This window comes from Streptomyces sp. DG1A-41, assembly GCF_037055355.1.
In the GTDB taxonomy this organism is placed as follows: Bacteria; Actinomycetota; Actinomycetes; order Streptomycetales; family Streptomycetaceae; genus Streptomyces.
The window spans coordinates 3,056,388-3,068,404 of record NZ_CP146350.1 but is presented as its reverse complement, the minus strand read 5'-3'; the positions used below and the strand labels follow the sequence as shown (position 1 = coordinate 3,068,404).

General features: G+C 71.4%; 11 protein-coding genes and 2 tRNA genes. 11 read left to right on the top strand and 2 right to left on the bottom strand.

What is annotated here, in order from left to right:
* Positions 1 to 31 precede the first annotated feature (31 nt).
* Positions 32 to 4,006: a type VII secretion protein EccCa gene (eccCa, locus tag V8690_RS14240; RefSeq protein ID WP_338778949.1), complete on the top strand. Its 3,975-nt coding sequence runs from the start codon at positions 32 to 34 to the stop codon at positions 4,004 to 4,006.
* Positions 4,007 to 4,010: 4 nt separating this feature from the next.
* Complete coding sequence (locus V8690_RS14235; protein WP_338778948.1) at positions 4,011 to 5,432, top strand: DUF6177 family protein; 1,422 nt, start codon at positions 4,011 to 4,013, stop codon at positions 5,430 to 5,432.
* A 71-nt stretch (positions 5,433 to 5,503) separates the two neighbouring features.
* On the opposite strand, the gene V8690_RS14230 is transcribed toward V8690_RS14235, so the two are convergent.
* Complete coding sequence (locus V8690_RS14230) at positions 5,504 to 6,685, bottom strand: acyltransferase family protein (protein ID WP_338778946.1); 1,182 nt, start codon at positions 6,683 to 6,685, stop codon at positions 5,504 to 5,506.
* A 623-nt stretch (positions 6,686 to 7,308) separates the two neighbouring features.
* Between V8690_RS14230 and V8690_RS14225 the strand changes: the two genes are divergently transcribed.
* The 7 genes from V8690_RS14225 (at position 7,309) to V8690_RS14195 (ending at position 9,938) form a co-directional block, all read left to right on the top strand.
* Positions 7,309 to 7,503: a hypothetical protein gene (locus V8690_RS14225; protein WP_338778944.1), complete on the top strand. Its 195-nt coding sequence runs from the start codon at positions 7,309 to 7,311 to the stop codon at positions 7,501 to 7,503.
* A 90-nt stretch (positions 7,504 to 7,593) separates the two neighbouring features.
* Positions 7,594 to 8,046, top strand: coding sequence for a hypothetical protein (locus tag V8690_RS14220; RefSeq protein ID WP_338778943.1), 453 nt, complete (start codon positions 7,594 to 7,596; stop codon positions 8,044 to 8,046).
* Positions 7,971 to 8,774 carry a hypothetical protein gene (locus tag V8690_RS14215; protein WP_338785349.1) on the top strand — a complete coding sequence of 268 codons (804 nt, stop codon included), beginning with the start codon at positions 7,971 to 7,973 and terminating at the stop codon, positions 8,772 to 8,774. Before V8690_RS14220 ends, V8690_RS14215 begins: the two co-directional genes overlap by 76 nt.
* Positions 8,729 to 9,043, top strand: coding sequence for a hypothetical protein (locus V8690_RS14210; RefSeq protein ID WP_338778942.1), 315 nt, complete (start codon positions 8,729 to 8,731; stop codon positions 9,041 to 9,043). The genes V8690_RS14215 and V8690_RS14210 overlap by 46 nt, the downstream gene beginning before the upstream one ends.
* A gap of 102 nt (positions 9,044 to 9,145) precedes the next feature.
* Complete coding sequence (locus V8690_RS14205) at positions 9,146 to 9,559, top strand: PQQ-binding-like beta-propeller repeat protein (RefSeq protein WP_338778940.1); 414 nt, start codon at positions 9,146 to 9,148, stop codon at positions 9,557 to 9,559.
* A complete protein-coding gene (locus V8690_RS14200) occupies positions 9,523 to 9,771 on the top strand; it encodes a hypothetical protein (RefSeq protein ID WP_338778938.1) in 249 nt (82 codons plus the stop codon). The genes V8690_RS14205 and V8690_RS14200 overlap by 37 nt, the downstream gene beginning before the upstream one ends.
* A complete protein-coding gene (locus tag V8690_RS14195; RefSeq protein ID WP_338778937.1) occupies positions 9,714 to 9,938 on the top strand; it encodes a hypothetical protein in 225 nt (74 codons plus the stop codon). The genes V8690_RS14200 and V8690_RS14195 overlap by 58 nt, the downstream gene beginning before the upstream one ends.
* A gap of 56 nt (positions 9,939 to 9,994) precedes the next feature.
* Here the strand turns inward: V8690_RS14195 and V8690_RS14190 are convergent.
* A tRNA-Gly gene (locus tag V8690_RS14190) sits at positions 9,995 to 10,065 on the bottom strand.
* Between the two features lie 164 nt (positions 10,066 to 10,229).
* On the opposite strand from V8690_RS14190, the gene V8690_RS14185 reads away from it, so the two are divergent.
* Together V8690_RS14185 and tig are read left to right on the top strand one after the other, a co-directional pair.
* A tRNA-Pro gene (locus V8690_RS14185) sits at positions 10,230 to 10,306 on the top strand.
* A 193-nt stretch (positions 10,307 to 10,499) separates the two neighbouring features.
* Positions 10,500 to 11,897 carry a trigger factor gene (gene tig, locus V8690_RS14180; protein ID WP_338778935.1) on the top strand — a complete coding sequence of 466 codons (1,398 nt, stop codon included), beginning with the start codon at positions 10,500 to 10,502 and terminating at the stop codon, positions 11,895 to 11,897.
* Positions 11,898 to 12,017 lie beyond the last annotated feature (120 nt).

Below are 12,017 nucleotides of genomic sequence, written 5' to 3'. Positions count from 1 at the left end.
AACCCAGGACCCAGAGGACAGGGCAACGACGATGAGCACCCGACTGATCCACCGGCCGGCCCGGACCACCCGGCCCCCGGCCGCCCCCGAACCGCGCACCATCGAGGCGCCGCCCAACCTGCCCGACGGCAAGACCGGCTCGATCGCGACCTCGCTGCTGCCCGTCGCGGGCGTGATGTCCTCCGTCGTGATGATGACGGTCGTGCGCAACAGCCAGTTCGCCGGTCTGGGCGCCATCATCCTCGTCGTCACCATCCTCGGCTCGCTCGTCATGCTCTTCTCGCAGCGCGGCAAGGCCCAGCGCACGCGCCGCACCCAGCGCGAGGCCTACCTCTCCTACCTGGAGGACCTGCGGGAGGAGCTGTCGAAGGAGGAGCGGGAGCGACGCGAGAGCACGCAGGTGCTCAACCCGCCGCCGGACGCGCTGTACGACGTCGTGCGCGACCCCGCCCGGTTGTGGGAGCGGCGCCGGCTCGACGCCGACTTCCTGCGGGTCCGCGTCGGCACCGGAGAGATGCCGGTGCGCGACCTGAAGGTGGCCCCGCCCGGATCCTCGGTACTCACCCCGCCCGACGAGTTCATGCTGAACGAGGCCTCCGCCCTGGTCGCCCGCTTCGCCAACGGCACCGAACTCCCGCTCACCGTCCCGCTCGACCGCGTCGGCAACATCACCGTCATCGGCCGGCGCGAGGACACCCTCCGGGTCGCCCGCGCACTGATCGCGCAGGCCGCCGCCACCCACGCCCCCGACGACGTGGCCATGGCGCTGGCCGTGCCCGGCGACCGGATCGCCGACTGGGAGTGGGCCAAGTGGCTGCCGCACCTGCTCGACTCCGAGCAGTTCGACGGCCCCGTCGCCGCCCGCCGCATCGCGCCCTCCCTGCCCCAGCTGGCCCGGCAGATCGGCGCCGAACTGCGCCGCCGCGCCTCCTACGCGGCCGAGGTCCGCCGGGGCCTGTCCGGCAAGGACGCCCTCGCCATGACCTCCCGGCTGCTCGTCGTCGCCGACGCGCACGGCGCCGACGCGGTCGACCTGCCGCGCCCCGACGACGCCGTGGGCCTGCGGGACATGAGCGTCACCGTGCTGCACCTGCTCGACCAGCGCGTGCAGGAGCCCGGCAGCGTGGGCGTGCGCGTCACCGTCGACGGTGAGCGCGTCGTCATCGAGGACCTGCGCGAGAAGGAGCCGATCAGCGCCCACGGCACCGTCGACGAGATCGGCGTCCCCTTCGCCGAGGGCCTCGCCCGGATGCTCGCCCCGCTGCGGCTGTCCGCGGAGTCGATGGTCGACGCCCCGCTCACCGGCCCGGTCGACTTCGCCCAGCTGCTCGGCATCGACGACGTGGCCGAACTCGACCTCCACCGGCTGTGGGCGCCGCGCGGCGAGCGCGCCTTCCTGCGCGTGCCGATCGGCGTCAGCGACGCCAAGGAGCCCGTGCTCCTTGACCTGAAGGAGTCCTCCGAACTGGGCATGGGCCCGCACGGCCTGTGCGTCGGCGCCACCGGCTCCGGCAAGTCGGAGCTGCTGCGCACCCTCGTCCTCGCCCTGGTCGCCACCCACCCGCCGGAGGACCTGGCCATGGTTCTCGTCGACTACAAGGGCGGCGCCACCTTCGCCCCGTTCGCGCACCTGCCGCACGTCGCCGGCGTCATCACCAACCTGGAGAACCAGGCCGGCCTGGTCGAGCGCGTCCACGCGTCCCTCGCCGGCGAGGTCAAGCGCCGCCAGCAGGTGCTCAAGGACGCGGGCAACGTCGCCGACATCGGCCACTACGCCGCGCTGCGCGCCGAGAAGCGCCCCGACCTGGAGCCGCTGCCGCACCTGTTCGTCGTGATCGACGAGTTCGGCGAACTCCTCACCGCCAAGCCGGACTTCATCGACCTGTTCCTGTCCATCGGCCGGATCGGCCGCTCCATCGGTGTGCACCTGCTGCTGTCCAGCCAGCGCATCGAGGCCGGCAAGCTCAAGGGCCTGGAGACCTACCTGTCGTACCGTCTCGGTCTGCGCACCTTCTCCCCGGACGAGTCCCGTACGGTCCTGGACACCACGGACGCCTTCCACCTGCCCCCGCTGCCCGGCTTCGGCTACCTCAAGGTCGACACCAGCCACTACGAGCGGTTCAAGGCCGGTTACGTCTCCGGCGCCTACCGCGGCCCCGTCCAGCACGAGCCGGAGGACACCGGGCCGCTCGCCCTGGAGTACCAGGCCTACAACACCCTCGGCCAGGGGGGCTCCGAGGGGCCCGAGGAGCCGCAGATGCGGCGCCGGGAGACCGGCCCCACGGAGATGGGCGTGATGATCGACCAGCTGGAGCGCTCCGGTGCCCGCTCGGTCCGTCAGATCTGGCTGCCCCCGCTGCCCGCCGCGGTCCCGCTCGACAAGGTCGCCGGACCGGTGCGGGTCGGTGCGCGCGGCATGCAGCTCGCGGGGCGCCGCGGCCCGCTCCAGGTGCCGCTGGGCACGCTCGACGACCCGACGAAGCAATGGCAGGGCCAGTGGTACCTGGACCTGACACTCGCCGGCGGCCACGCCGCGATCATCGGCGGCCCCCAGTCCGGCAAGACCACCCTGCTGCGCACCCTCGCCCTCTCGCTGGCGCTGACCCACACCCCGCAGGAAGTGGGCATCTACGGCCTCGACCTGGTCGGCGGCGGCCTGCAGGCCCTGTCGGGGCTGCCGCACGTCGGCGGCATCGCCGGCCGGGCCGACCGCGAGCGCGCGGCCCGCACCATCGACTCGGTGCGCGCCATGCTCGACCAGCGCGAGGAACTGTTCCGGGTGCACGGCATCGACTCGCTGGAGCAGCTGCGAACCCTGCGGGCCGCGGGCCGGGTGCCCGAGCTGGCCAGCACCGAGATCGTGCTGCTCATCGACGGCTTCGGCGCGCTGCGCGACGACTTCGAGGAACTGGACGACCCCGTCGTCGACATCCTCAAGCGGGGCAGCGGCTACGGCATCCACGTCGTCGCCGGCATGCTGCGCTGGAACGACGTGCGGATCGCCACCCAGTCCCAGTTCGGCACCCGCGTGGAACTGCGCCTGAACGACCCGAGCGAGTCCAGTATCGACCGCAAGCTCGGCGAGACCCTCTCGCCCGAGGAGAAGGGCCGGGTCCTCACCGACCGCAAGCTCTTCGCCCAGGTCGCCCTGCCCCGTACCGACGGCCTCGCCGACACCGCCGACCTCGGCGCGGTCCTGGAGACCACCGCCCGGCAGATCCGCGCCACCTGGACCGGCGAGGTCGCCCAGCCGGTGCGCGTGCTGCCGCACGTGCTGGAGGCGCACCAGCTGCCCGGCCCTGCCGCCGAACCACGCCGCGTCCCGATCGGCCTGGACCAGACGCAGCTGGCGCCCGTCCTGCTCGACCTCTTCCACCGCGACCAGCACCTGCTGATCATGGGCGACAGCGAGTGCGGCAAGACCAACCTGCTCAAGGTGATCGCCCGCAGCCTGATCGAGCGCTACGGCGACAAGGAGCTCGTCTTCGGCGTCTTCGACCCGCGCCGCGGCCTGCGCGGCGTCATCCCGGAGGAGTACCGGGGCGGTTACGCCTACAACACCAAGCTGTGCGCCGGTCTCGCCGCCGGCATCGCCTCCGAACTGGAGAAGCGGCTGCCCGACGAGGCCGCCGACGGCGCCGACCTCGAGCCGGGCAGCTTCTCCGGCCCGCGGATCGTGATCCTCGTCGACGACTACGACGTCCTCACCACCGCCGGGCAGCAGCCGCTCGCGCCCTTCGTGCCGTACATCCCGTCGGCCGTCGACATCGGACTGCACTTCGTCCTCACCCGCCGTGTGGCGGGCGCCTCCCGGGGGCTGTACGAGCCGTTGCTCCAGAGCCTGCGCGAGTCCGGTGCCTCGGCGCTGGTGATGGCGGGGGACCGCAGCGAGGGCCAGCTCTTCTCCGGTGTGTACGCCGGCCACCAGCCGCCCGGCCGCGGCGTGCTGGTCCGCAGGGGCGAACCGAGCCGGCTCATCCAGACCGTCTACGAGGGGACGAGGTAAACGCGTGACGAAGGATGTCATCGCCCTCACGAAGAAGATGCCCGACCCGCTGAGCGTGCTCGCGGGACTGCTCTCCGGCGGCCCGGACCTGCTGGCGGGCACCGAGGGCGAGGGAGCCGTGGTGCAGCTCTGCGACCAGCAGGGCCGCCCGCTCGTCTCCGTCGAAGCGCCGCTGCTCGTGCAGGTCAGGGGAGAGGCCGAGCGGCTGCTCGGAGCCCAGGAGCCCGAGGTGCCGTACTGGTGGACCGAGGCCCGTGCCACGACCGGAATCAAGGAAGCCGAGGAGCTCGCCGGGACGTTCGCCGCCCGTATCGCCACGTTGATCGGTGGTACGGCCTGGCCGCCGCAGACCTCGTGGTCGTTGGCCGTGGTCAAGACGGACGGGATGACGGTGGCGCCGGCTCCGGCCGCCGCCCAGCCCGCCGTGGACGTGCTCACCGACAAGGTCGCCGTCGTCATCCAGGACCGTCCCGTGGTCGCGATGACGGCCTGGCTGTCGGACGCCTTCCGCGCCGCCGCGAACGCCGGTCTCGGCCTCCAGATCGTCACCCCGGCGGGCACCCGCCTCTCCCCGGCGGTCCGGGGCAGCCTGCCGGGCTGGCCCTCGCGCTGGGTGGTGCAGGACGAGCGGGACGGCTACTACGACGGCCTGACCGGAGCGGTCCTCCAGTGGAGCAACGGCCTGTTCGTGACGGTCGAGTCTCCGGAGGCGACCCCGCAGGACCCGCGCACACCCGTCGCCGCCTCCTTCCGGGAGGGCATCCAGGACACCGGCGAACGCCAGCTCGCGATCTCCTTCCGCACCGTTCACCCGGCCGACGACCGGCTCGTCCTCGGCGGTGCCGTGGAAGCCGTATGGCGGGAGATCACCGGTGAGCCACCGGCCGGCTGGGGCACCGAGGAGCCCGCCAACCTCCCCTGGTCACTGCGGCAGTTGACCGACGTGGCCCACGAGCGAGCACCCGAGCCGACCTGGCTGGTGGTCGTCGGCACGCCGGAGCGACCGGGCCTCGCGACGGTGCGCATCACCCGGACGAAGGGCGGCGTCGAGGAGGACGTGACACTGGCCTTCGGCTACGGACCGGGCGAGCAGATCCCGACGGACACCGTGGTCGCCGCCGCGGAGGCCCTCGCCACCCGGCACGATCTCCAGTCCATGCTGGTCCAGATCCGCCGGGCCCGCCGCGACCTGTCCGTCCCCGCCCGCTTCGAAGGCCCCGGCGTGCCCTACGCGTTCGTGCTGGGCGCCGAGGAGGTCCGCGAGATGCCGGGCGACCGGGCCCGCCGCACGCCGCTCCCCCAGGCGCCGCGGGAACTGGGTCCGAAGACCCGCCCGGCGCTGTACTACGCGTTTCGGGGCGACCCGTCGGACCTTTCGGGATGGCAGGACTTCGAGCGCCTGATGAGACACCTGAAGGGCGACTAGCCGCCGCCTCAAGACAGTCGGAGGGCCCGCCACTCGTCCGAGTGCGGGCCCTCCGTGCGTGCACAGGCGGGTCAGCCCACGGCTGCCTTCTCGCGCTCGCGCCGCTCGGCGCTCTGGCGCTCACGGGCGAGTTCGGCCGCGTCCCGCTTGAAGGCCCACTCCATCTTCGGCTCCATCACGAACCGGAAGACCCGCTGCACCGGCTTGGTGCACAGCAGCGTCACGACGGCGGCCGCGGTGACGGTCACGGCGATCTCACCGAGCGGCTGGTGCATCCACGTCGGCTCGAACCAGCCCTGGTAGTCGCCGGCCTTCACCAGGAAGCCGTGCAGCAGGTAGCCGTAGAGCGTGCCGGCGCCGAGCGCGGTGAACCACATGTGGCGGCGCGGCACCCAGGCGAAGAAGCACGCGGTCAGCACCAGGGAGCAGCCGAACATCGCGAGCACCATGACCGGGCCGGTCCACCACGGCGCGCCCAGCTCCTGCGCGGAGTCCCGGTGGTAGAACCACGCGGTGTTCATGCGCGGCACGGCCCACCAGCTGAAGGCCAGCGCGGCGGCGAACACGGGCACCGAGGCGATCCGTACGGAACGGCGGCGCACCATGTGGAAGTGCTCGGGCTTCATCACCAGTCCCAGCACGAAGAACGGCAGGAACTGGAGGACCCGCTGGAGGTCCAGGTCGTCACCGATCTCCGGGGAGACGGTCGCCAGCATCGCGAGGCCGAGCGCGAGCGGCAGCGGCCAGCGCGCCATCTTCCAGATGGGGGTGGTCATCCGCCAGATGAACAGCGCGCACAGGAACCAGGTCAGGTACCAGGGGTCGAGGAGGCTGATCTCCTGTCCCGGGTCGTTGTCGATGAACCGCTTGAAGAGCGGGTAGGCCGTCTCGAAGACGATGTACGGCACGGCCACGCCGGTGATCAGGCGCTTGAGCCGGTCGGGCCGCATGTCGAAACTGCGCGAGAAGTAGCCGGAGATGATGATGAACGCCGGCATGTGGAAGGCGTAGACGACCTGGTACGCGGCCTCGAGCATCCGGCTGTCGCCCTTGAGCGGCTCCCAGGCGTGGCCCATGGCCACCAGCACGATCGCGAGGTACTTGGCGTTGTCGAAGAACGCGTCGCGCTGCTTGCCGTTCTGCTTCTTCTGCGGGCTCTGCGGCGAGCGCGGGCTCGGCACTCCGTCGGTCGGCGACTGGGCCGGGGGAAGTGGCGCCCTGCGGTCGCCGTTCGGTCGTAGCGAGTTCGTCACAGACCCTCCCACCAGGAACTCGGGGAGACGATCCGGGACCTCGCTGCGCTTGCGGGGGACGAGGCAGCGTGGAACATCTGAGGCACCCTAGCGTTCCCTGCGGCTATTCGTAAAACGCCGGATGTGAATGCTGGCTATTAGCTGTCGGTACCCCGGATTTCGGGTAGTTGACGCCATGGTCGGAGTGATGCCCAACACATCGTCCGATGGCGGATTGTGTTCATCACACCTGCCCTGCTTATCGGGATATTTCCGGACTAAGCGGTGCATAAGGCCAGCAGGCGACTCCGGCGGAATGTCCACTTCCGCCCCCCTTTCAAGCTTGCCCACAGAGGTGTTGAGGAGCTTGTGGGGGTAATTCGAATCAGCTGCGAACGCGTTGTGTGGGCACGGAAACGATTCAGTTGAATTCCCTGTGAGGGTGGCGCCTCGAATTGCCGTACGGATCCCTGCCGTTCGGCTCCTGGCCCCGGGCGGCACACACCGGTTCGGGCACGAGTGAGGTGGTCGATGCGTCACGGTCCGCATAGCCGGGCCGGGTTGGTGGCACGATGGTTCTGGCGGGGTGCGCGGGGTCGCGTCCCCGGGCCGGGAGAGCGGACCGACCGAGGGTGTGATCAGTTGTGGCCATTTCACTGTCTGTGGTGCTGCTGTTGGCGATCATCCTTGTGGTGTTGCTGAGAGGGGGATCCATCAAGGCAGGCCCAGCGATCGTGGCGATCCTCTTCGGCTTCTTCCTCGCCTCGACCGGCATGGCCGACGACATCCAGCGGTTTCTCAACTCGATAGCGGAGACCATCAACTCCATCAGCTTCTGACAGCTTCCGACGGAGGGGACGGGACCGCGCCACCCGCGCCGCGGCCCCGCCGCGCGGACGGATGGATGCGCTCGCCCCGACCACAGGACGGTGCGTGACGGGGGGAACGTGGCGCTGCGCGACTCCGTCCCGCCGGAGGTGGGTGGCTACCGCATCGAGGACCGTCTCGGCCCCGGCGGCATGGGCGTGGTCTACCTCGGTCTCCGGCCAGCGGCCGGCGATCGAGGTGTGCACGGCCAGTACGCCGAAGACGACGAGTTCCGCACCCTCTCCCATCTCTCGGCTTCGCTCGAGCGGGGGCCCCATCGCCGCGAGGTGACCGCAGCCCGCCAGGTCAGCGGGGCCTTCACGGCCCCCGTCGTCGACGCGGACGCCGACGCGCAGCGCCCCCGGACGGCCACGCTCTCCATACCGGGCGCAGACCTCGGCACCCACGTCCGCGAACACGGCCCGCTCCCGCTGCCCGCCTGCGCGAACTCGCCGCCGGCCTCGCCGAGGCGCTGCGCGACATCCACCGCGCCGGAGTCGTCCACCGCGACCTGAAACCGGGCGACGCGATGCTCGCCGAGGACGGCCCCCGCGTCATCGACTTCGGGATCTCCCGCGCCGCCGAGTCCGCCGCCTGCGACGCCCTCACCCAGACCGGCCGCGTCATGGGCACACCGCCCTTCATGCCCCGGAGCGGTTCGCCTCACCCCAGGACGTCGGCCCGGCCGCCGACATCTTCTCCCTCGGCTCGGTCCGCACCTGCGCGGCCACCCGCCGCGGCCCGTTCGACAGCCCGAGCCCCTACGAGGCGGCCCTCCGCGTCGTCGAGGGCGAGCCGAACCTCTCCGGCGTCCCGGCCGAACTGCTCCCCGTCATCCGCCCCTGCTTGGAGAAGCACCGAAAGTCCCGCCCCACGGCGGACGACCTGTTCATCCTGCTCCGCGAGGACGCACCTCCCGGTACCGCCCCGCCCCGCCCCGTCCGGCACGCCCCTGGCCGGGCACCCGACCGGCCGAGGCCGCGCTGACGCCATGGCCGGCCGCGGCCGGCACCGACCGGGACGCGGCCCTGCCCCGCCCGCCGAGCCGGACGCCGAGCGGAGTCGGGACCCGCGTCCCCGGTACGGCGCAACGCCGGCGGAGCGGAACGAGCCGTCGGGTGACCCGGCAGGGACGCCGCCACTCGAGCCCGAGCGTCTCGCCTCCGCGGCAAGCACCGTCTGCTCGTCTCGGCGGCGGTGGTCGCCGTACGCGCCGCGGTCGTCACCAGCACCCTCGCTCTGACCCGTGGCGGGGAGCCCGCCTGCTCGTCCGCCGTCGGCAGCGACCTCCCCGAGGGCTGGAAGCCCTGGGCGAGCGCGGCCAAGGCCCCGCCGGGCAGCGAGCGAGTCCTGGGCGGCCCCGGCACCTCCCTCACGGGCCGCGCCGCGGTCGACAGGTCCCTGGTGTGTGCCGGCGCCGCTCTCATGGCGACCCGCTTCGGTCTCGCGGACGGCCGCAACACCTGGTCCCGGTCCATCGACCGCACGCCGCACGGGCGCCTCCGGCAATGAGGGCGCGCTCATCGGGACCGGCGACGGCCGCGTCTACGGCAACGAGGCCGACACGAGCAGGACAGTGCGAACGGCATCCGGAGCACCTATACGGTCCACGCCTTGGCCGCCGACACCGGCAAGGTGCTCTGGCGGACTCCCGCCGGCACCGGCGATATGGCGGCCGTCCCCGACAGTACGCAGGGCGCGGCCACGGCCGTTCCCGACGGCGTCGTCACCTTCTACGGGGCCCAGGGCGACCAGTACGCCCTGCTCGACGCCCGGACCGGCGACGTCCGCTGGAGGCAGCCGAAGCCGGATCTCCCGGACTGTCTGCTGCGCTCCGCGGCCGGCCGTGCCTACCTTGTCCGTGCGACCGCGCAAAAGGAGGGGAGGACCGGCCGCACCACCGTCCGCCGGATCGACCCGGCCACCGGGAAGGCCCGCTGGACCGTCGAGGGCGAGGACCGCGCACCTGCTCATCCAGCACGACGGGCCTGGTGCTCGCGGACGCCCTCGACGCGGAACGCGCACTGACCCTGATCGACGCCTCCTCGCACGTGCTCACCGTGCGACGGCTCGCGCAGCCCCGGCCCGAGGACGCCGACACGTACCTGGTGCGCGGCACCGTCTATGTCACGCGGGCGAGCGGAGGCGTCCGCGCGGTCTCCCCGCGAACCGGCCGGACGCCGTGGGAATCGAACTCCTCCGTGGAGCAGCAGGGACCCCCGGCCGCCTCGCCGCCCTGAACGCGAGTACCGGCAGGATCGAGGGCACCCGCTCCGGCCGCGACGGCGGCGGTCGCGCCAACAGCATGTTCGTCACCGAGGGCGCCCCGCTCGTCCTCGTCGGCGACGCCCTCTACGTCCCCTGCGGTGTCCGCTCCGTCTCCACGGTGGACGTAGGCGACCTGTGACCCGCCGGAGAAACACCTCGGGCCCGGTTCCGAAGAACCGGGCCCGAGGTCCACAGAGCGGGCGACGGGAATCGAACCCGCGTAGCCAGTTTGGAAGACTGGGGCTCTACCATTGAGCTACGCCCGCACAGCGCGCGCCGCAGGTCGGGCGACCGCGGCACTGGAGGCATCGTAGCGGGTCGGGCCCGTCCGTCGCACACCGCATTCCCGCCGTGGCCGACGCGGCACGGGCCCTGTGGAAATGCGGCGGCCACACCGCCTGGCGGCATGTACCCTACGTGTCGCACCAGACGGGGTGTGGCGCAGCTTGGTAGCGCGTCCGCTTTGGGAGCGGAAGGCCGTGGGTTCAAATCCCGCCACCCCGACCAGCCGGCCGATCATCTCGCGTGATCGTCTCCTGATCACTCGCGTGATCGCCTTTTGGGCGGTGTAGCCGCTGCCGTTACTATGCAAGCTGCACGCCCGTGTGTCTCATCGTCTGAAGTCCTCCGGGCGGCGAAATCCGCCGGGCCGCTCTGGCACCGGCAGAACCCAAGAAGTCAGCCACAAGGAGACCGAACCGTGAAGAGCGCCGTGGAGACCCTGAACCCGACTCGGGTTCGGCTCACTGTCGAGGTGCCCTTCGAGGAGCTCAAGGACAGCCTCGACGCGGCGTACAAGAAGATCAACCAGCAGGTCACGGTGAAGGGCTTCCGCAAGGGCAAGGTCCCGGCCCGGGTCATCGACCAGCGGTTCGGCCGCGGTGCGGTGCTGGAGGAGGCCGTCAACGACGCGCTGCCGAAGTTCTACACCGACGCGGTCAACGAGGCCGAGCTGAGCCCCCTGGGCCAGCCCGAGGTCGACATCACGGAGCTGAAGGACGGCGAGACGCTGAACTTCACCGCCGAGGTCGACATCCGCCCCGCGATCGAGATCCCGGACTACTCGGGCATCGAGGTCGAGGTCGACGCCGTCGAGGTCACCGAGGAGGACGTCGACAAGGCGGTCGAGGAGCTCCGCGAGCGCTTCGCCTCCACCGCCCCGGTCGAGCGTGCCGCCGAGGACGGCGACGTCGTGACGATCGACCTGGAGGCCAAGGTCGACGGCGAGGTCCTCGAGGACGGCGTCGCCGACGGCGTCTCCTACACGATCGGCTCCGGTGAGCTGCTGGACGGCATCGACGACGCCGTGAAGGGCCTGGAGGCCGGTGGCGAGGCCACCTTCACCTCCGAGCTCAAGGGCGGCTCGGCGGCCGGCAAGGAGGCCGAGGTCACCGTCAAGGTCACCCAGGTCGCCAAGCGCGAACTGCCCGAACTGGACGACGAGTTCGCGCAGCTCGCCTCCGAGTTCGACACCATCGAGGAGCTGCGCGCCGACAGCCGCAAGCGCCTCGAGAACATGAAGCAGTACGACCAGGCCACGCAGGCCCAGGAGCGCGTCCTGGAGAAGCTGCTCGAGCTGGTCGAGGTCCCGGTCCCCGAGAAGCTGCTCGAGGACGAGATCAACACCCGTAAGCACAACCTCGAGCACCACCAGCTCGGCCAGATGGGTCTCGACCTCGCGAAGTACCTGGAGATCCAGGGCAAGAGCGAGGAGGAGTTCGACGCCGAGACCCGCGAGGCCGCGGTCAAGGGCATCAAGACTCAGTTCGTGCTCGACGAGCTGGTCAAGCAGGAGAAGCTCAACGTCAACCAGGAGGAGCTCACCGAGCACCTCATGCGGCGTGCCGCCTCCTCCGGCATGTCCCCCGACCAGTTCGCCCAGGCCGTCGTCGAGGGCGGCCAGGTCCCGCTCCTGGTCGGTGAGGTCGCCCGCGGCAAGGCGCTGGCCGTCGTGGTCGAGAAGGCCACGGTCAAGGACACCAACGGCGAGGTCATCGACCTCGACGACGAAGAGGACGAGAACACCACCGAGGCCTCCGCCGAGGAGACCCCGGCCGAGCCTGCCGAGGAGAAGGCCGAGGAGAAGACCGAGGGCTGAGCCCCCGGGCACCTCGTAACGCCGTAAGGACGGGCCCTGAGACACACAGTGCTTCTCGGGGCCCGTCGCGTTACCGGCCCCCAGTCGCTACGCCCCCGGCGAACACTCCCATCTCCGGGA

Bases quoted from the DNA above. Each gene is read 5' to 3' on its own strand.
- eccCa (WP_338778949.1), top strand. From the start codon at position 32: ATGAGCACCCGACTGATCCACCGGCCGGCCCGGACCACCCGGCCCCCG.